This is a genomic window from Actinophytocola sp. (assembly GCF_035942955.1).
In the GTDB taxonomy this organism is placed as follows: domain Bacteria; phylum Actinomycetota; class Actinomycetes; order Mycobacteriales; family Pseudonocardiaceae; genus DASYTH01.
On the sequence record NZ_DASZCQ010000126.1, the window covers coordinates 1 to 18,895 of the forward strand.

At 70.9% G+C, this 18,895-nt stretch carries 14 protein-coding genes; 8 read left to right on the forward strand and 6 right to left on the reverse strand.

What is annotated here, in order from left to right; all coding sequences use genetic code 11:
- Nucleotides 1–459: 459 nt before the first annotated feature.
- The 3 genes from VGX25_RS12280 to VGX25_RS12290 form a co-directional block, all read right to left on the reverse strand.
- A complete protein-coding gene (locus VGX25_RS12280; protein WP_326917798.1) occupies nt 460–1,104 on the reverse strand; it encodes a DUF6058 family natural product biosynthesis protein in 645 nt (214 codons plus the stop codon).
- Between the two features lie 161 nt (nt 1,105–1,265).
- The gene (gene glnA / locus VGX25_RS12285) at nt 1,266–2,609 is read right to left on the reverse strand and encodes a type I glutamate--ammonia ligase (RefSeq protein WP_326917799.1); all 1,344 of its coding nucleotides are present in this window, start codon (nt 2,607–2,609) and stop codon (nt 1,266–1,268) included.
- A gap of 24 nt (nt 2,610–2,633) precedes the next feature.
- Nucleotides 2,634–3,884: an MFS transporter gene (locus VGX25_RS12290; RefSeq protein WP_326917813.1), complete on the reverse strand. Its 1,251-nt coding sequence runs from the start codon at nt 3,882–3,884 to the stop codon at nt 2,634–2,636.
- A 232-nt stretch (nt 3,885–4,116) separates the two neighbouring features.
- Here VGX25_RS12290 and VGX25_RS12295 point away from each other — a divergent pair, with 232 nt between their 5' ends.
- The 3 genes from VGX25_RS12295 (at nt 4,117) to VGX25_RS12305 (ending at nt 7,605) form a co-directional block, all read left to right on the forward strand.
- Entirely contained in the window at nt 4,117–5,151 is a 1,035-nt protein-coding gene (locus VGX25_RS12295) for a GlxA family transcriptional regulator (protein WP_326917800.1), read from the forward strand.
- 38 nt (nt 5,152–5,189) lie between these two features.
- Nucleotides 5,190–5,891 (forward strand): LppX_LprAFG lipoprotein, encoded by a 702-nt coding sequence (locus tag VGX25_RS12300; protein WP_326917801.1) that lies wholly within the window; start codon nt 5,190–5,192, stop codon nt 5,889–5,891.
- A gap of 163 nt (nt 5,892–6,054) precedes the next feature.
- The gene (locus VGX25_RS12305; protein ID WP_326917802.1) at nt 6,055–7,605 is read left to right on the forward strand and encodes an MFS transporter; all 1,551 of its coding nucleotides are present in this window, start codon (nt 6,055–6,057) and stop codon (nt 7,603–7,605) included.
- Here the strand turns inward: VGX25_RS12305 and VGX25_RS12310 are convergent.
- Nucleotides 7,557–9,110: an alpha/beta hydrolase gene (locus tag VGX25_RS12310; RefSeq protein WP_414635781.1), complete on the reverse strand. Its 1,554-nt coding sequence runs from the start codon at nt 9,108–9,110 to the stop codon at nt 7,557–7,559. The genes VGX25_RS12305 and VGX25_RS12310 overlap by 49 nt on opposite strands.
- 144 nt (nt 9,111–9,254) lie before the next feature.
- Between VGX25_RS12310 and secA2 the strand changes: the two genes are divergently transcribed.
- Together secA2 and VGX25_RS12320 are read left to right on the forward strand one after the other, a co-directional pair.
- On the forward strand, nt 9,255–11,588 hold the full coding sequence (gene secA2 / locus VGX25_RS12315) for an accessory Sec system translocase SecA2 (protein WP_326917815.1): 2,334 nt from the start codon (nt 9,255–9,257) through the stop codon (nt 11,586–11,588).
- 56 nt (nt 11,589–11,644) lie between these two features.
- Nucleotides 11,645–13,363: an NAD+ synthase gene (locus VGX25_RS12320; RefSeq protein ID WP_326917803.1), complete on the forward strand. Its 1,719-nt coding sequence runs from the start codon at nt 11,645–11,647 to the stop codon at nt 13,361–13,363.
- Here VGX25_RS12320 and VGX25_RS12325 read toward each other — a convergent pair.
- Nucleotides 13,360–14,091, reverse strand: coding sequence for a TioE family transcriptional regulator (locus VGX25_RS12325; protein ID WP_326917804.1), 732 nt, complete (start codon nt 14,089–14,091; stop codon nt 13,360–13,362). The genes VGX25_RS12320 and VGX25_RS12325 overlap by 4 nt on opposite strands.
- An 81-nt stretch (nt 14,092–14,172) precedes the next feature.
- Here VGX25_RS12325 and VGX25_RS12330 point away from each other — a divergent pair, with 81 nt between their 5' ends.
- Together VGX25_RS12330 and panB are read left to right on the forward strand one after the other, a co-directional pair.
- Entirely contained in the window at nt 14,173–15,324 is a 1,152-nt protein-coding gene (locus VGX25_RS12330) for an erythromycin esterase family protein (RefSeq protein WP_326917805.1), read from the forward strand.
- Between the two features lie 692 nt (nt 15,325–16,016).
- The gene (gene panB / locus VGX25_RS12335; RefSeq protein ID WP_414635779.1) at nt 16,017–16,892 is read left to right on the forward strand and encodes a 3-methyl-2-oxobutanoate hydroxymethyltransferase; all 876 of its coding nucleotides are present in this window, start codon (nt 16,017–16,019) and stop codon (nt 16,890–16,892) included.
- Between the two features lie 71 nt (nt 16,893–16,963).
- On the opposite strand, the gene VGX25_RS12340 is transcribed toward panB, so the two are convergent.
- A complete protein-coding gene (locus tag VGX25_RS12340; protein ID WP_326917806.1) occupies nt 16,964–17,899 on the reverse strand; it encodes a glutathione S-transferase family protein in 936 nt (311 codons plus the stop codon).
- A 34-nt stretch (nt 17,900–17,933) separates the two neighbouring features.
- Between VGX25_RS12340 and pip the strand changes: the two genes are divergently transcribed.
- Nucleotides 17,934–18,893, forward strand: a complete 960-nt coding sequence (gene pip / locus VGX25_RS12345) for a prolyl aminopeptidase (protein ID WP_326917807.1) — start codon at nt 17,934–17,936, stop codon at nt 18,891–18,893.
- The last annotated feature ends 2 nt before the right edge of the window (nt 18,894–18,895 follow it).

Below are 18,895 nucleotides of genomic sequence, written 5' to 3' on the forward strand. Positions count from 1 at the left end.
ATCAAACTCTCCAAAACAAACCCTGACCCAACAAAAGTTGAGCACACTCAAAAGAACCCACAAAAGGATTCAAACAAGCTCTACTGGCATACAAAATCGACACACTGTTGAGTTCTCAAACAACACACGCACACCCATCACACACCCGATCCCGGGCGTGGTCAGAGGGGCAGGTATCTCGTCGTTCTTAAGCTACTGCTGAGGCTGTCGCTCCAACTGGGCGAGGCCTCATCTCAGGCAACCCGTACACTCTACCCGGTCCGACTCGGGGTGTCAACCCCTTGGCCCGGAAGAGGTCCAGCCTCTGATTCCTAGTGTATCAGAGGCCTGGTTCCCGTCGAACGGGCCGGGGTCGCTAGTCCCGGCGGGTCCGACGCGGTACGTGGCTTGCAGAAGGTTAGGCCACGCCGATCGACGAAGGCAAATCGGCTGGTCAGAGCCCGATTTGCCGGGCCGGGATCAGCACGCGAGATCCGCGGGAACGTCGCTTCCCGATCGGCTCGTCCACGGATTGTCGAGCGGATATCGGTCGCGAACCGAGTCGATCAGGGTGTCCCTCGACGTCGGTCCGCCGAACCGGAGACGGTCGTAGCCCGTGAACGGCAGCTCCACCGACTCCAGCTCGTCGACCAGGATGTGCAGCCGGGCCCGCCACAACATCGACTCCGGCTTCGGATCGGCGAGCGCCTCGGTGATGGCCGAGGTCAACCGGTCCTTGCGGATGATCGTGTCCGGACGCACCGAGCGCAGGCACACGTACTGCCCGCTCAGGTAGGAGCGCCACTCCGCGGCCGCCTTGGCCCGGTCGGCCCACTGGGAATGGAACCAGGCCGGCAGCCGCTCTATTCCCCCGGCCCGGTCGGCCAGCTCCAGCAGGTCGGCTGGCACCATCTCAGCGCCGTCCGAGCGCAGGTAGCCGGGCAGCGGGAGCCGCCCGGCCAGCATGTGCGCCCGGATCTGGTCCGGCGTCTGGTCGCGGCCGACGCACAGCTCGTCGAGCGTGACGAAGTGCCGCTCGACGTAGGCGTCGTCGGCCGGTGTCATCGGGTGCTCGCCGTTGATCTCCACGTACCTGGCGGCCACCCGGCGTGCAAGGTCCGACATGGCCCGGACGCTAGCCAAGGGGTCCGACAGTGTTGGATTTGCTCGCTCCGCTCGCTGTCGAGCGGGCCTTTGACGCGGTGTCTTCCCTCGTCGCGTGCTCGGCGCTGGCGCCTGCGCGCGCTCCTCGGTCCAGACACCGCCGGCCCGCTCGACCCGGGCGGCTACAGCACGGGCAGCAGGGAGCGCAGCTCGTACGGGGTGACGCTGCGGCGGTAGGCGTCCCACTCGGTGCGCTTGTTGCGCAGGAAGAAGTCGTAGACGTGCTCGCCGAGGGTCTCGGCGAGCAGCTCGGACCGCTCCATCTCGGCGAGCGCCTCGCCCAGGTTCTGCGGCAGGTTGTCGTACCCCGCGGCGCGGCGCTCGGCCTCGGTGAGCGACCACACGTCGTCCTCGGCCGCCGGGGGCAGCTCGTAGCCCTCGGCGATCCCCTTCAGCCCGGCGGCCAGGATGGCGGCGTAGGCCAGGTAGGGGTTGCACGCCGAGTCCAGGCTGCGGATCTCCACGCGCCGCGAGGAGGCCTTGCCCGGGGAGTACATCGGCACCCGGACCAGCGCGGACCGGTTGGCGTGTCCCCAGCAGACGGCCGTCGGCGCCTCGCCGCCCACGATCAGCCGCTTGTAGGAGTTCACCCACTGGTTGGTCACCGCGGAGATCTCCCTGGCGTGCTTGAGCAGGCCGGCGACGAACGCCTTGCCGGTCGCGGACAGCTCGTACGGGTCCTCGCTGTCGTAGAAGGAGTTCCGGTCGCCCTCGAACAGGCTCAGGTGGGTGTGCATGCCGGAACCGGGCTGATCGGTGAACGGCTTGGGCATGAACGAGGCCCGCACGCCCTGGGTGATGGCCACCTCCTTGACCACGTACCGGAACGTCATCACGTTGTCGGCCATGGTCAGCGCGTCGGCGTAGCGCAGGTCGATCTCCTGCTGGCCGGGGGCGCCCTCGTGGTGGCTGAACTCCACCGAGATCCCCATCGCCTCGAGCGTCTCGATGGCGTGCCGGCGGAAGTGCGTCGCGGTGGCGTGGCTGGCCTGGTCGAAGTACCCGCCGTTGTCCGCGGGGACGGGCTCGCTTCCGTCCACCGGCAGGTCGGTGAGCAGGAAGAACTCGATCTCCGGGTGGACGTAGCAGGTGAAGCCGGCCTCGCTGGCCCGCGACAGCGTGCGGCGCAGCACGTGCCGGGGATCGGCCCAGGACGGGGAGCCGTCCGGCATCGCGATGTCGCAGAACATCCTGGCCGAGTAGTGCTGGCCCTCCGGTGTCTCCCACGGCAGCACCTGGAAGGTCGCCGGGTCGGGCTTGGCCACCATGTCCGACTCGTAGATCCGGGCGAACCCCTCGATGGCCGAGCCGTCGAAGCCGATGCCCTCGGCGAACGCGCCCTCCAGCTCGGCGGGCGCCACCGCCACCGACTTGAGGAACCCCTGGACGTCGGTGAACCACAACCGGACGAACCGGATGTCGCGTTCCTCGAGGGTGCGTAGCACGAACTCCTGCTGCCGATCCATGGCGGGAAGCGTAGGTAGATCGTGTTAACGGCTTGTTTCGGGCTCCCGATTGGCGCGAACGGACACCGACATGAGGGCGGCGAGCACGCACAACCCGCCGGCGAGGTACCAGGCCAGGCGGTAGTCGCCGAGCGAGTCGCGGATCGCGCCGGCGCCGACGGCGGCGAACGCGGCGCCGATCTGGTGGGAGGCGAACACCCAGCCGAACACGACCGGGCCGTCGGCGCCGAACCGGTCCCGGCACAGTGCGACGGTCGGCGGCACGGTGGCGATCCAGTCCAGCCCGTAGAAGACGATGAACGCCCACATGCTCGGCTGGACGTCCGGGCCCAACAGCGACGGCAGGAAGAGCAGCGACAGCCCGCGGAAGGTGTAGTAGCCACCGAGCAGCAGCCGGGGATCGACCCGGTCGGTGAGCCAGCCGGACAGGATCGTGCCGGCCACATCGAAGATGCCGACCACCGCGAGCAGGGACGCGGCGGTGGTGTGCGGCATGCCGTGGTCATGCGCGGCCGTCACGAAATGCGTGCCGACCAGGCCGTTGGTGGACATGCCGCAGATCGCGAACCCGCCGGCGAGCAGCCAGAACGCCGGCGTGCGCGAGGCCTCGCGGAGCACCCGCAGAGCCCTGGCGGTGGCGCCCCCGGCCACCGGCCCGACCCGCTGCTCCCGCTCGTCGCCCCGGGCGCCGTAGGCGGTCAGGCCGACGTCGCCCGGGTAGTCGCGCAGGCACAGCAGCACAAGCGGGACGACCGCCAGTGCGCAGGCGGATACGACCACCGCGGGCGTGCGCCAGCCGTGCTCGGTGGCCAGCGCGGCCACCAGTGGCAGGAAGATCAGCTGGCCGGTGGCGCCCGCGGCCGTGAGCACGCCGCTGACCAGGCCGCGGTGCTTGACGAACCAGCGGCCGGTGACCGTGGCCACGAACGTCATGGCCATCGACCCGGTGCCCACCCCGACCAGCACGCCCCAGCACATCAGCAGCTGCCAGCTCGAGGTCATGAACACGGTCAGGCCGCTGCCGGCCGCGACGAGGATCAGCGCGCAGACCACCACCCGGCGCATGCCGAGCCGGTCCATCAGCGCGGCGGCGAACGGCGAGAACAGGCCGAACAGCACCAGGTTGATCGAGACCGCGGACGAGATCGTCGCCCGGGACCAGCCGAACTCCGCATGCAGCGGGTCGATCAGCACGCCGGGCACCGCGCGGAAGCCCGCCGCGCCGATCAGGATCACGAACGCCGCGCCGGCCACGATCCAGGCACGGTGCGGCATTCGCGGAGCGCGCCGGGTCGCGCGCTCGTCCAGCTGGGTCACCGGTCAAGCGTCGATCATGCGGGCGGGTGGCCACCAGTGGCCAGATCGCCAATATGTGCAAGGATCTTGCCATGAGGTGATGCCCTGCCAACAGCCAGGCGGCAGCCAAGGTGACCACTGAGCGCGCCCAGGCCGAAGGCACGCGGTCGCGGTGGCAGGGCGCGGAACAACGCAAGGCGAAGGAGCAGACATGGTCAGCCCTGCCGGCGCGACCGCGTCGCGCGCATACTCCCGAAGGGCCGCTCCACACAGGGTGGCGGTCCTCGCGCTGGACGCCGTGGTCGGCTACGACATGGCCATCCCGCCGCAGATCTTCCGCACGGCCACCGGCGAGCACGGCGAGGAGCTTTACGAGGTGCGGGTCTGCGGGCTGGACCGGCGGCCGATCCGGGTGCACGCCGGCTACGCGATCGTCCCCGACCACGGCCGGGAGGCGCTGGCCGACGCGGACACGGTGATCATCCCCGGCACCCGGGTGGAGGGCCCGCGGCAGCACGGCACGCTGCCGGACGAGATCGCCGAGGCGCTCGCGCTGATCCCGCCGCACGCCCGGATCATGTCGATCTGCACCGGCGCGTTCGTGCTGGCCGCGGCCGGCATCCTGGACGGGCGCCCGGCCACCACGCACTGGGCGTACGCCGACGACTTCCGGCGGCTGTACCCGAAGGTGTTGCTCGACGAGGACGTGCTCTTCGTCGACGACGGCGACGTGCTCACCTCGGCCGGCCTCGGCGCCGGCGTCGACCTGTGCCTGCACGTGGTGCGCACCGACCACGGCAGCGAGGTGGCCAACCGGGCCGCCCGGTTCTGCGTGGTGCCACCCTGGCGGGACGGCGGCCAGTCGCAGTTCATCGAGCGGCACGTGCCGGAGGCCGGCACCGACGGCACGGCCCCGACCCGGCACTGGGCGCTGCGCCACCTGGACCGCCCGCTGGACCTGGCCGAGCTGGCCCGGCACGCCCGGATGAGCGTGCGCACGTTCAGCCGGCGGTTCCGCGCGGAGACCGGGATGTCGCCGGGCACCTGGCTGATCCAGCAACGGGTTCGGCACGCCCGGCACCTGCTGGAGACCACCGACCTGCCGGTGGACCGGGTGGCCGCCGAGTCCGGCCTCGGAACCGCGGCGTCCCTTCGCCAGCACCTGCGCGCGGCCATCGGGGTGTCCCCGCTGGCCTACCGAAAGACCTTCCGGCCGAGCGCACGCATAAGTCGCAGTTCGGCATAGCCAGCGCTTTCTCAGGGAGGGGGTCCTACCATGCCGTCATGGTCTTGCGCCGGATCCTGATCGGATCGCTCGCCCTGGTCGCCTCGGTCGCCACCGCCTGCACGGATGATCCATCCGCGAGCGCTCCGGGGCCGGATGCCGCCTCGCTGCTGCGGGACGCCGCGGGAGCGACCCGGAACATCAGGAGCGCGCACTTCACCCTGAAGGTGGACGGCCAGCTGCCCGGGGTGCCCGTGCACAGCGCCGAGGGCGACCTCACCAGGGAGGGCGGACCGTCCGGGGCGGCCAAGGGCACGGTCAACATGGATCTGCTCGGCCAGCTGTTCGAGGGTGAGTTCGTCCTGGTCAACGACTCGGTGTACATCAAGGGCGCGACCGGCGGGTTCCAGCAGCTGCCCGCGTCGCTGGTGTCGAACATCTACGACCCGTCGGCGATCCTCAACCCGGACAAGGGGATCGCCAAGGTGCTGTCGAGCGTGCAGGACCCGAGGTCCGAGGGAACCGAGTCGGTCGACGGGACCTCGGCGTACAAGGTGAGCGGGCGGGTCGGCAAGGACGTCGTGCGCGGCCTCGTGCCGGGCGTCGAGTCCGATGTGGACATCACGTTCTGGTTGCGCCAGGACAACAAGCAGCCGGTCAAGGCGTCGGTGAAGTCGCAGGGCGGCGACGGCGGGACCGCGACGGTGGACGTCACGCTGTCCGATGTGGACAAGCCGGTCACGATCACCCCGCCGAACTGACATGTGAGCGGAGCTTGCGGAGCGAACCAATCAATACTCCTGCGTCTCCGAGGAACGAGGAGACGCAGGCTTGGCGGAGCTTGCGGAGCGAACCGTCGAGCACTGCCCCATCGCCGAGGGACGAGGCGACGGGGTCGCCAGCACCGAGCTTGCGAGGTGCTGGATGAACCGGAGGTCCATCGCCATCGCGGCCGGTGGGCTCGCGGTGCTGCTCGGGGCGCTGGACACCTACGTCGTGGTCAGCGTGTTCCGGCAGATCATCGACGACCTGGAGATCCCGGTGAACCGCCTCGAGCGGATCACCCCGATCGTCACCGGCTACCTGCTCGGCTACGTGGCCGCCATGCCACTGCTCGGGCAGGCCTCGGATCGCTTCGGCCGCAAGGTGATCCTGCAGCTGTGCCTGGCCGCGTTCGTCGCCGGGTCGATCGTCACGGCGTCGGCGGACACCCTTGGCCTGCTCGTCACCGGGCGGGTGATCCTCGGCGTGGCCAGCGGCGCGCTGCTGCCGGTCACCATGGCGCTGGCCGCGGACCTGTGGGCCGATGCCCGGCGGGCCACCGTGCTCGGGGCGGTCGGCGCGGCACAGGAGTTGGGCAGCGTGCTCGGCCCGGTGTACGGGATCGCGATCGCCGCGGTCACCGGCTGGCGCGGCGTGTTCTGGGTGAACGTGCCGCTCGCGCTGCTGGCCATGGTGGCGGTCCAGATCGTCGTGCCGGCCAGGGGCGCGGCCGCTCGACCGTCCAAAGTGGACGTCATGGGCGGCGTGCTGCTCGCGGCGGCGCTCGGGCTGGCGGTGTACGGGCTGTACAACCCGGACCCGCAGAAGCAGGCGCTGCCGAGCTGGGGCCTGCCGACGCTGGGGGTGGCCGGCGGGCTGCTGGTCGCGTTCGTGGCCTGGGAGCTGTGGGCGCGCACCAAGCTGATCGACACCAGCGAGGTGCGGCTGCGGCCGTTCCTCGCCGCGCTCGGGGTCAGCCTGGCCGCGGGGGCCGCGCTGATGGTGACGCTGGTGGACATCGACCTGTTCGCGCAGAGCCTGCTCGGCCGGGACGACCGCGGCGGCGTGCTGCTGCTGTTGCGCTTCCTGGTGGCGCTGCCGATCGGCGCGCTGCTGGGCGGGGTGCTGGCCGGCCGGCTCGGCGACCGCGTGGTGGCGTTCGCCGGGATGCTCGTCGCCGGCGCCGGCTACCTGCTGATCTCGCGGTGGCCGATCGAGGTGCTGTCCACCCCGCACGTGCTCGGCCCGCTCACCCTGCCCCGGCTGGACACCGACCTGGCCATCGCCGGGCTGGGGCTGGGCATGGTGATCGCCCCGCTGTCGGCGGCCGTGCTGCGGGTCGTACCGGCCGTGCAGCACGGGGTCGCCTCGGCCTTCGCGGTGACCGCCCGCATGATCGGCATGCTGGTCGGGGTGGCCGCGCTGTCGGCGTGGGGACTGCACCGGTTCCACCGGCTGACCGCGAACCTGCCGAGCCCGCTGCCGTTCGGCAAGCCCAAGGAGCAGTTCGACGCCGAGCTCGCCGCCTACCGGCAGGCCCTCAACGGCGCGCTGCTGAGCCAGTACAGCGGGATCTTCCTGGTCACCGCGATCATCTGCGCGGCCGCCGCCCTGCTGGCCCTGCTGATCGGCGCCCGCACCACCGCCGAGGTCGCCGCCGGCGGCTACGAGCAACGCGTGCCGGCCGGCGGCAGGGTGAGGTCGACCAGGTAGCGGATGGTGGCCTCGTCGACACACCTGTTCTCCTGGAGGAACGCGGTGTGCTGGGTGCCCTCGAAGGTGAGCAGCCCGCCGCCGAGCGCGTTGGCCAAGGCGACGCCGGCCTCGTAGGGCGTTGCCGGGTCCTTGGTCGTGGAGATCACCAGGACCGGGGGCAGGCCGGTGATCTTCGGCAGGTGCGGCTGGCTGGTGTTGGGCACCGGCCAGAACGCGCACGCGTCCAGCGCCGCGGTCGGCGGGTTGCCGTCGTCGAGGAACGGCGCCACCTGCTTGTATCTGCGCTGCGCCTCCAGGACCACGTTCTTGTCGGTGACGTGCGGGTCGTCCACGCAGCGGATCGCGGTGAAGGCGTCCTGGGTGGTCGAGTAGGTGCCGTTCTCGCCGCGCTCGAGGTAGGTGTCGGCGAGCAGCATCAGCGTGGTCGCCTCGTTGCCCTTCAGCTCGGTCAGCCCGGTGTTGAGGTACTCCCACAGCTCGTCGGCGTACAGCGCCTGGATCACGCCGGTGATCGCGTCGGAGTAGGACAGCTTGCGCCCGTCCTCCAGGTCGATCGGTCGCTGCCCGAGCGGGCGGACCAGGCCGTGGAACGCCGCGAGCGCCTTGGTCGCGTCCTGGCCGAGCGCGCAGTCGTCGCGCTTGACGCACCAGGCCACGAAGTCGTCGAACGCCTTCTGGAAGCCCGCTCCCTGCGCGACCAGCTCCTCGACCGCGTCCTGATCCGGGTCGAGGGCGCCGTCGAGCACGAGGGCGCGGACGTTGGCCGGGAACGTCTCCGCGTAAGTGCTGCCGATCCGCGTGCCGTAGGAGTAGCCGAGGTAGGTCAGCTTCGCATCGCCGAGCGCCGAGCGCAGCACGTCGATGTCCTTGACCACGTCCCGGGTGCCGATGTTGGCCAGCATCGCGGTGCCCTTGCCGGTCCGCTGCGCGCACTTGGCGGCATAGTCCTTCTGGTCGGCCTCCACCTTGGCCACTCCGGCCGGCGAGGCGTCCAACTCGTCGTCGTCGGCCCGCTCGGCGTCGCGCTCGACGTCGGTGAGGCACTTGACCGTCGGCTCGCTGGCGCCGACCCCGCGCGGGTCGAAGCCCACGAAGTCGAACCGCTTGGCCAGATCGGTGCCCTTGGCCTGGTCGAACAGCCGCACGGCGGTGGACATCCCGGCCGCCCCGGGACCGCCGGGATTGATGATCATCGAGCCGATCCGCCGGTCCGGCTGGCTGGCCCGCCGGCGCAGCACGCCGATGGTGATCGTGTCGCCGTCCGGCTTGGCGTAGTCGAGCGGCACGGAAAGCCGGGCGCACTGCGCGTCCTCGCCGTCCATGGCCTGCTTGTCGGAATCGGTCCTGGCGTACGGCTCGCAGCCCTCCCAGGCAAGCGCCTGGCCGTAGAACCGCTCGAGACCGGGCGGAACCGGGCCGGTCGGGCCGCGCTGCTCGACCACCGGCGCCACCGCCATCCCAGCGGTGCTCGTCGTGCAGGAGCAGACGAGCGCGAGCACCATGGCGCCGAGCGGGGGCGCGACACGCGCAGACCTTGTCACGCTCGTGATAGTGCCATCACGGGGTGTGGAACTCACCCACCATGGTCCACCGTTACCGTGCAGGGTCTTACATTGGTAGCGAGGAGGTGGCCGGGAGTGGCTGCGATGCTGCGGCGGATGAAGGGCCGCGTCCAGCGGTTCCTTGAGCGCCCGGCCACCGTCGACCTCGCGCACTACGACAAGCTGCTGAAGTCCATCGAGTGGCGCGAGAGCCGGCTGGAGAAGCTGTCCGACGCCGAGCTGACCGCCGCGGCCGCCGAGCTGCGGCGGGACTCCGAGGATGCCGCGTTCGGCGAGTCCGACCTGGTGGAGCTGTGCGCCCTCGGCCGGGAGGCGGCCCGGCGGGCGCTGTCCGAGCGGCCGTTCGACGTTCAGCTGATCGGCACGATGGAGCTGCTGTCCGGGCACGTCGTGCAGATGGCCACCGGCGAGGGCAAGACCCTGGCCGGCGCGCTGGCCGCGGCCGGGTACGCCCTGCAGGGCAGCCAGGTCCACGTCATGACCGTCAACGACTACCTGGCGCACCGCGACGCCGAGTGGATGCGCCCGGTGTACGAGCTGCTCGGGGTCACCGTCGGGTGGGTGAGCCAGACCTCGACGCGGGAGGAGCGCAGGGCGGCCTACGCCGCGGACGTCACCTACGGCTCGGTCAGCGAGATCGGCTTCGACGTGCTGCGCGACCGGCTGTGCACCACGGTCGACGAGATGGTCCAGCGCGAGCCCGAGGTGGTGCTGATCGACGAGGCCGACTCGGTCCTGGTCGACGAGGCCAAGGTGCCGCTGGTGATGGCCGGATCGACCGCCGACAGCCAGGCCGACCCGGAGGTGGCCAAGATTGTCCGGGTCCTGCAGCCGGGCACGCACTACCAGCGCGACGAGGACGGCCGCAACGCCTGGCTGACCGAGCGCGGCGCCCAGGTGGTGGAGCGCGCGCTCGGCGGCATCGACCTGTACTCCGGCGAGCACAGCGACCGGCTGGCCGCCGTCAACGCCGCGCTGCACGCGCACGCGTTGCTGGAGCGGGACATCGACTACATCGTCCGCGACGGCAAGGTGCACCTGATCAACACCTCGCGGGGCCGGGTGGCGCTGCTGCAGCGCTGGCCGGACGGGCTGCAGGCGGCCGTGGAGGCCAAGGAGCGGCTGGCGCCCACCGAGAGCGGCGAGGTGCTCGACTCGATCACCGTGCAGGGCCTGGTCGGTCGCTACCCGAGGGTGTGCGGCATGACCGGCACCGCCGAGGCCGTCGCCGAGCAGCTGCGCGAGTTCTACCAGCTCAAGGTCGCGGTGATTCCGCCGAACACGCCGTGCATCCGGGAGGACGAGCCGGACCGGATCTACGCCACCGAGGAGGCCAAGGAGGCCGCGATCCTCGCCGAGGTCGTGGCCACGCACGCCACCGGGCGGCCGATCCTGATCGGCACGCTGGACGTGGCCGAGTCGGAGCGGCTGGCCGGCAAGCTCGCCGAGGCCGGCGTCCCGTGCGTGGTGCTCAACGCGAAGAACGACGCGCAGGAGGCCGCGATCGTGGCCGAGGCCGGCTCGTTCGGCTCGGTCACGGTGTCCACCCAGATGGCCGGCCGCGGCACCGACATTCGCCTGGGCGGCAAGGATTCCGCCGAGCACGACAAGGTCGCCGAGCTCGGCGGCCTCTACGTGATCGGCACCGGGCACTACCCGTCGAGCCGGCTCGACGACCAGCTCCGCGGCCGGGCCGGGCGGCAGGGCGACCCGGGCGGGTCGGTGTTCTTCGCCAGCCTCGCCGACGAGCTGGTGGTGCAGTACGCGCCGGACGCCACCGCGGGCAGCGAGCCGGACTCCGACGGGCGGCTGACCGACGCCACCTCGCTGCGCTACATCCAGCACGCCCAGCGCGTGGCCGAGGGCGTGCACCTGGAGATCCACCGCAACACCTGGCGCTACACCCGGCTGATCGAGCACCAGCGCGGGGTCCTGCTCGAGCACCGCGACGAGCTGATGCGCACCGACCTCGCCGCGACCGAGCTGGCCGCGCTGTGCGGGGACCGGTGGACCGAGCTCGCCGAGACGATCGACGAGGACGTGCTCACCGAGGCGGCCCGGGTGATCATGCTCTACCACCTCGACCGGTGCTGGACCGAGCACCTGGCGTTCCTGTCCGACGTGCGGGAGACGATCCACCTGCGCGCGCTGGCCAGGGAGACGCCGATCGACGAGTTCCACCGGGCCGCGATCCCGGCGTTCCGCAAGATCCCCGACGAGATCGCCGAGCGCTCGGCGGAGACGTTCCGGGCGGCGACGATCACCGACGACGGCGTGGACCTGGCCGACGCCGGTCTGGTGCGGCCGACCTCGACGTGGACGTACATGGTGCACGACAACCCGTTCGACACCGATGCCGAGCAGGCCCTGCAGCGGGTCCGGGCGATGCTCAAGAAGGTCCGGAGTCGCCGCAGGTAGACCGGGTGCGCCCCATTTTCGCCTCGGAGTCGCAAACCTCATGGGATGATGGCGCCATGCCGCAGATTCGCATCGCTCTCGCCCAGGTCAACGCCACCGTCGGGGATCTGGACGGCAACGCGTCGCTGATCGTCGACTGGACCCGCCGGGCCGCCGAGGCGCGCGCGCAGCTGGTGGTGCTGCCGGAGATGGTGCTCACCGGCTACCCGGTCGAGGACCTGGCGCTGCGCGAGTCGTTCGCGGCGGCGTCCGTCCAGCGGCTGGCGGGGCTGGCCGGACGGCTGGACGAGGCCGGCTGCGGGGAGGTCGCCTGCTACGTCAGCTACCTGGACCGCGACGAGGTCGGGCCGCGGGACGCCGTCGCGGTGCTGCACCGCGGCGAGGTGGTCGCCCGGCAGTTCAAGCACCACCTGCCCAACTACGGCGTGTTCGACGAGCGGCGGTACTTCAAGCCCGGTCAGAGCCTGGACATCCTGCGCGTTCACGGGCTCGAGGTCGGCGTGGTGATCTGCGAGGACATCTGGCAGGACGGCGGCCCGATCGCCGCGCTCGGCCGGGCCGGCGTCGACCTCGTGGTGGCGCCGAACGCGTCGCCGTACGAGCGCAGCAAGGACGACGTGCGGCTGCCGCTGGTGGCCGGGCGCGCGCGGGAGGCGAGGGCGCCGCTGGCCTACGTGAACATGGTCGGCGGCCAGGACGAGCTGGTGTTCGACGGCGACTCGATCGTGGTCGGCGCGGACGGCACGCTGCTGTCCAGGGCGCCGCAGTTCGTCGAGCACCTGCTGCTGCTCGACCTCGACCTGCCCGGCGGGGCGGCCAGGGCCGAGGGGCGGATCGGCGGGTTCGAGGTGCGCAGGCGCGTCCTGTCCGCCGAGCCGCTGCCGGCCTACGCCCCGGCGTACCCGGCCACGATCGCCGAACCGCTCTCCGACGAGGCCGAGGTGTGGTCGGCGCTGGTCACCTGCCTGCGCGACTACGTGCACAAGAACGGCTTCCGCTCGGTGGTGCTCGGCCTGTCCGGCGGGATCGACTCGGCCGTGTGCGCGGCCCTCGCGGTCGACGCGCTGGGGCCGGACGCCGTCTACGCGGTGTCCATGCCGTCGGTGTACTCGTCGGCGCACTCCCGGTCCGACGCCGCGGACCTGGCTCAGCGGACCGGTTTGCACTACTCGGTGCAGCCGATCGAGACGATGGTGGCGGCGTTCGTCGACCAGCTCGGGCTGACCGGCCTTGCCGAGGAGAACGTGCAGGCGCGCTGCCGCGGCGTGACCCTCATGGGCCTGTCCAACCAGCACGGGCACCTGGTGCTGGCCACCGGCAACAAGACCGAGCTCGCGGTCGGCTACTCGACGATCTACGGCGACGCGGTCGGCGGCTTCGCGCCGATCAAGGACGTGCCCAAGACCCTGGTGTGGGAGCTGGCCAGGTGGCGCAACGCCGAGGCGGATAAGCGCGGCGAGATCCCACCCATCCCGGAGTCCTCGATCACCAAGCCGCCCTCGGCGGAGCTGCGCCCCGGCCAGCTCGACACCGACTCGCTGCCGGACTACACGCTGCTCGACCGGGTGGTCGACGACTACGTCGAGGGCGACCGCGGCTACCACGACCTGATCGCGTCCGGCCACGACCCCGAGCTGGTCGAGCGGGTGCTTCGGATGATCGACAAGGCCGAGTACAAGCGCCGCCAGTACCCGCCCGGCACCAAGATCACCTGGAAGGCGTTCGGCCGGGACCGCCGGCTCCCGATCACCAACGCCTGGCGGGAGGGAACCTAGCGCGGTGACCGTTGGGGTGCGGGCCCGTCGAGTAGGCTCAGGTAGTGGCCGAGGTGGGCGGCCGCGTTGAGCATGGCAATCCCCTGCGCGGTCAGCTTTCGTTGCCAGTCGGCCAAAGCACGGGCCAGTGCGTCGGCGCCGCCGGCCGTTCGGATCTGCTGGACCACGGTGGAGATGTGGTTCAGCGGGTAGCCCCCGCGTCGCAGGAGGTGGGCGAGCTCGGCGTCGCGGGTGTCGGTGGGCTGGAAGACGCGGTATCCGGTGGCCGGGTCCCGGGCGGGGGCGAGGATGCCCGCGCGTTCCCAGTTGCGCACGGTTGCCGGGGTGACGCCGAGCCGGTGGGCGAGCTCGCCGATGGTTCTTGGCGCGGGATCAACTGGTCGGTCCGGCACGGACTCCGCGGTCAGATGGGTTATCGCGGTGCGCACCGCGTTGAGCGTTTCCCGGTCATGGAGCAGCTGGCCGTGCCCACGGTCGATGGTCATCAGGGCGTCGTCGAGTTGGTCGGCGTGGAGCGCGGTCATGATCCGGCCGCTTGCCGAGTGCCCGTAGGCGGGGACGAGGGCGAGGTAGGCGCGCAGCGCCGCCGCGTGCACCTCGGTGTAGAGCCGGTAACCGCTCGGTGTGCGCTCGGCGGGCGGGAGGAACCCGTCGCGTTCGTAGTTGCGGACCGCCTGGGTCGAGATGCCGTGCTCGCGGGCGAGGTCGGCCGGCCGCAGGGTTCTCATCGGTTTGAGACTTTAGGGCATTACTGCTCGATCGTGAGGGCGGAAGTTTCAATGGACCTTTCAACGATAAGATTCAGGCACATGACTCAGGACATTCGAGACTTCCTCCCCGTGTCATGCGAGCTGTTGGCGTTCGGTGAGCCGACGCACCTCGAACCGGCCTTCGGGCTGGTCCGTAACGAACTGTTCACCCAGCTGATCGAGCTCGGCTTCCGGTCAATCGCCCTGGAAACCGACCGCGTCGCCGCGCTCGCGGTCGACGACTTCGTCCAGTGGGGAACGGGCGCCCTCGACACGGCCATGCGCGAGGGTTTCTCCCACGGCTTCGGAAACCTCGACGCCAACCGCCGGCTGGTCGCCTGGATGCGCGAGCACAACGACAACCGCCCCGCGGAAGACCGTCTGGCCTTCCACGGCTTCGACGCCCCCACGGAGACGATGAGCGCACCCAGCCCGCGGCGCTACCTCGAACACGCCCGCGACTACCTGGAGCTCGACCTCGACCTGGCCGGCCGAACCGGCGACGACGAGCGGTGGAGCCGCCCGGAGGCGGTCATGGACCCCGCCATGTCACCCGGCGACACCGCCGAGGCCGACACGCTGCGCTCGATCGCCGACGACCTGCTCACCACGCTCTACGCGCGGGCGCCGGAGCTGATCGCCAAGACCTCCCGCGCCGAGTGGTTCCGGGCGCATGCACACCTCACCGCCGGTCTCGGCCTGCTGCGCTATCACAAGGTGTCGGCACAGCGCCTCGACGAGAACACCCGGTGGACCCGCATGTGTGCCGTCCGGGATGCGCTCATGGCCCAGAACCTGCTCGACATCCGGCGCGTCGAGGCCCGGCGGGGCGCGACCCTGGTCTTCGCCAACAACGTCCACCTGCAACGAAACCGGAGCCACATGCGCATGGGGCCCATGAAGCTCGACTGGTTCGGCGCCGGCGCCATCGTCGGGTCTCTGCTTGGCGACCGGTACGCCTTCGTCGCCGGCAGCCTCGGCCGAAGCGCCGCTGTCGGGCTCGAGCAGCCCCCGCCCGACACCTACGAGGACGTCCTGCAACGCCGCATCACCACCTGGGGCCTGACCGCGACCAGCGCGGTCAAACCCGCCCACACCCGCACCGACACCAACCCGACGCACGGCTACTTCCCCCTCGACCAGGAGACCCTCGACGGGGCCGACGCCGTCCTGCACATCAACGCCGGCGCCGGCACACCCGCGCCCGGCTAGCTCTGCACATGCGCCGGAACCTCGTGCAGGTGCTCGATCAGATACAGCGCCGACGGGTCGGAACAACACGCCCTGCGAAGCCGGTTGCAGGGTCCCGATCTGGACGGACCTCAGGCTCAGCTCGACATAGCCCGTCCTGCCGTCCACCCCCGATCAGGTTCGCCCTGATCGCGGCATGGTTCGGCGGAGTGACCGTCACCGAGGTCGCCACGAACATGCTCGGATCGGCCTTGTCCCCGGTCACCCACTTCACCCGGCGAACGCCGTCCGGCCCGGTGCCAGCGTGATCGACGGCCGGCGCCGGGCAGCCCGACCTTCTGCTCGGGGACGGCAAGCGTGGCGTTGTCCGCGCCGTGGAACGTCACCGTCGCCCAGCCCCGGATGGTGACGCTCCGCGAGCCGGAGTTGGTCAGCGCCAGCAGCGCCGAACCCTCCGCTGGATGGTCATGTCCGCCTTGAACGACGCCGCGGCGTGGCCGGCCGAGATGGAAAGGAGGCTGGCAGCGGGCCGGATGTCCCGCCACCGAACGATCACGCATCGTGACATCGGCTCCGGCGTGCCGCGTGTGAGGCTCGTCGCAAGGACCAGCCAGGCTCGACGTGGTGGTGTCACGCTTTCCTCGTACACCCTCCGCTAGGGAACCCGGGGACCCGCGCCGGTGCGGGCCTCGAGGGAAGGAAGGTCGACGACAGTGACAACGCTGCCACACCTGTCAGAAGTATCTGCGCCGTACGGCACGGGAGCGCACACCGCCGAGGCGGCCAAGCCGGTCAAGCGGGTCCGGATCCACCATCTGCGGGAGCTCAAGGAGCGCGGCGAACCGTGGCCCATGCTCACCGCGTACGACATGTACACCGCGCAGCTGTTCGACGAGGCCGGGATCCCCGTGCTGCTGGTCGGCGACTCGGCGTCCAACAACGTGTTCGGCTACGACACCTCGCTGCCGGTCACGGTGGACGAGCTGCTGCCGCTGGTCCGCGCGGTCACCCGGTCGGTGAAGCGGGCGCTGGTCGTGGCGGATCTGCCGTTCGGCTCCTACCAGCTGTCCCCCGAGCAGGCGCTGGCCACGTCCGTCCGGTTCATGAAGGAGGGCAGGGCGCACGCGGTGAAGCTCGAGGGCGGCCGGGCGTTCGCCCCGCACGTCAAGGCGATCACGACGGCCGGCGTCCCCGTGATGGGGCATATCGGCTTCACCCCGCAGAGTGAGCACAACCTCGGGGGCTACCGGGTGCAGGGCCGCGGCGACGCCGGGGACGACCTGGTGCGCGACGCGGTCGCGCTGCAGGAGGCCGGGGCGTTCGCCGTGGTCATGGAGATGGTGCCGGCCGAGGTGGCCAAGATGGTCACCCACGAGGTGCACATTCCCACGATCGGCATCGGCGCCGGCCCGGACTGCGACGCCCAGGTGCTGGTCTGGCAGGACATGGCCGGGCTGCGCAGGGGCAAGGCGCCGCGGTTCGTCAAGCGGTACGCCGACCTGGCCGGCGTGCTCACCGGGGCGGTCCAGCAGTTCGCCACCGAGGTGCGCAACCGCGAGTTTCCGGCGCCGGAGCACGTCTTCCACTAGTCGGTGACCGGGGCAGTGCCATCTGGCCGCTCCGCGAGGCCGTCCCACCCGCGGCCTCGCGTCCGCTCCGATCAGGCCCGGCCGTGCGGGATCCCCCATGCGGCCGGGTCCGGCCCCACCGGCACGATCCCGGTCGGGTTGATCTGGTTGTGCGTCACATAGTAGTGCCGCTTGATGTGGTCGAAGTCGACCGTGTCGCCGAAGCCCGGCGTCTGGAAGAGATCGCGGGCGTAGGCCCAGAGCACCGGCAGCTCGCTCAGCTTGTGCCGGTTGCACTTGAAGTGGCCGTGGTAGACCGCGTCGAACCGGACCAGCGTGGTGAACAGCCGGATGTCCGCCTCGGTGATCCGGTCGCCGACCAGGAAACGCTGGCGCTCAAGACGTTGGGAGAGCCGGTCGAGCTCGGCGAACAGGGCGTGGAACGCCTCCTCGTAGGCCTCCTGGGTGGTGGCGAAGCCGCACCGGTACACGCCGTTGTTGATGTTGCGGAAGATCGGTTCGATGACGGCGTCGATCTCGGCTCGCAGCCGCTGCGGGTACAGCTCGGGCGCGCCGGGCTTGTGGAACGCGGTCCACTCGGTGGACAGGTCCAGCGTGATCCGCGGGTAGTCGTTGGTCACCACATGGCCGGTCTCGATGTCCACAATGGCCGGCACCGTGACCCGGCCGGTGTACGACGGATCGGTCGCCAGGTAGGCCTCGTGGAGGAACTCGATGCCCAGCACCGGATCGCGGCCGTCCGGATCGAGGGTGAACCGCCAGCCCCGCTCGTCCCGGATCGGGTCGACGACGGCCAGCGAGATCGCGTCCTCGAGGCCGAGCAGCCGGCGCACGATCACCGACCGGTGCGCCCACGGGCAGGCCATGCTCACCACCAGCCGGTACCGCCCCGGCTCGGCCTTCCACCCGGACGACCCGTCCGCCGTGATGCGATCGGTGAACCGGTTGGGCTGGCGCACGAACTCGCCCCGGGCCGACATCTCCCTGCCGAACTGCGCGGTTGTCATACTCCGAGGGTAGGAGTACGGCACGATGGACCGCATGCCCGGCCTGTACCCGCCCATCAACTCGCACGACGCCGGCATACTCGACGTCGGCGACGGCCACCGGGTGTACTGGGAGGTCAGCGGGAATCCACACGGCAAGCCGGTGGTGTTCCTGCACGGCGGGCCGGGTAGCGGCACGCATCCCTTGCAGCGCAGGATGTTCGACCCGAACGCCTACCGGATCGTGCTGTTCGACCAGCGCGGCTGTGGCCGCAGCACCCCGCACGTGGCCGCCGGCGACGCCGCCCTGGCCGCCAACACCACCTGGCACCTGGTGGCCGACATGGAGCGGCTGCGCGAGCACCTCGACATCGCGCGCTGGCAGCTGTTCGGCGGCTCCTGGGGCGCAACCCTGGCCGTCGCCTACGCCGAGCGCCACCCCGAACGGGTCACCGAGATCGTGCTGCGCGGCGTCTTCCTCCTACGCCGCCTCGAGCTCGACTGGATGTACGGCGGCGGCGCCGGCATGCTCTTCCCCGAGGCCTGGGCCGAGTTCGCCGCCGCGGTCCCACCCGCCGAGCGGCACGACCTCCTCACCGCCTACCACCGCCTGATCAACGACCCGGACCCCGAGGTCCGCACCCGCGCCGCCACCGCATGGAGCAACTGGGAAGGCGCAGCCGTATCCCTGCTCCCCAACGCCCAACTCACCGCCCAGTACGCCGACCCCGCCTTCGCCATCCCCTTCGCCCGCATCGCCCTGCACTACTTCGTCAACGCCGGCTGGCTCGACCCCGACCACCTCCTCCGCGACGCCGGCAAACTCTCCGGCATTCCCGGCCGCATCATCCAGGGCCGCTACGACGCCGTCACCCCCGCCCGCACCGCCTGGGACCTCCACCAAGCCTGGCCCGACGCTAAACTCCTGGTCCTCCCCCAAGCCGGCCACGCCGTCACCGACTTCGGCATCCTCAGCGAACTCATCCGCGCCACCGACGACTTCCGGAGCGGCTGACG

What these genes read in the sequence shown, in the direction of transcription:
- VGX25_RS12280 (WP_326917798.1), bottom strand. Translation starts at nt 1,104, where the DNA reads ATGTCGGACCTTGCACGCCGGGTGGCCGCCAGGTACGTGGAGATCAAC.
- glnA (WP_326917799.1), bottom strand. Translation starts at nt 2,609, where the DNA reads ATGGATCGGCAGCAGGAGTTCGTGCTACGCACCCTCGAGGAACGCGAC.
- VGX25_RS12290 (WP_326917813.1), bottom strand. Translation starts at nt 3,884, where the DNA reads ATGCCGCACCGTGCCTGGATCGTGGCCGGCGCGGCGTTCGTGATCCTG.
- VGX25_RS12295 (WP_326917800.1), top strand. Translation starts at nt 4,117, where the DNA reads ATGGTCAGCCCTGCCGGCGCGACCGCGTCGCGCGCATACTCCCGAAGG.
- VGX25_RS12300 (WP_326917801.1), top strand. Translation starts at nt 5,190, where the DNA reads ATGGTCTTGCGCCGGATCCTGATCGGATCGCTCGCCCTGGTCGCCTCG.
- VGX25_RS12305 (WP_326917802.1), top strand. Translation starts at nt 6,055, where the DNA reads ATGAACCGGAGGTCCATCGCCATCGCGGCCGGTGGGCTCGCGGTGCTG.
- VGX25_RS12310 (WP_414635781.1), bottom strand. Translation starts at nt 9,110, where the DNA reads ATGGTGCTCGCGCTCGTCTGCTCCTGCACGACGAGCACCGCTGGGATG.
- secA2 (WP_326917815.1), top strand. Translation starts at nt 9,255, where the DNA reads ATGCTGCGGCGGATGAAGGGCCGCGTCCAGCGGTTCCTTGAGCGCCCG.
- VGX25_RS12320 (WP_326917803.1), top strand. Translation starts at nt 11,645, where the DNA reads ATGCCGCAGATTCGCATCGCTCTCGCCCAGGTCAACGCCACCGTCGGG.
- VGX25_RS12325 (WP_326917804.1), bottom strand. Translation starts at nt 14,091, where the DNA reads ATGAGAACCCTGCGGCCGGCCGACCTCGCCCGCGAGCACGGCATCTCG.
- VGX25_RS12330 (WP_326917805.1), top strand. Translation starts at nt 14,173, where the DNA reads ATGACTCAGGACATTCGAGACTTCCTCCCCGTGTCATGCGAGCTGTTG.
- VGX25_RS12340 (WP_326917806.1), bottom strand. Translation starts at nt 17,899, where the DNA reads ATGACAACCGCGCAGTTCGGCAGGGAGATGTCGGCCCGGGGCGAGTTC.
- pip (WP_326917807.1), top strand. Translation starts at nt 17,934, where the DNA reads ATGCCCGGCCTGTACCCGCCCATCAACTCGCACGACGCCGGCATACTC.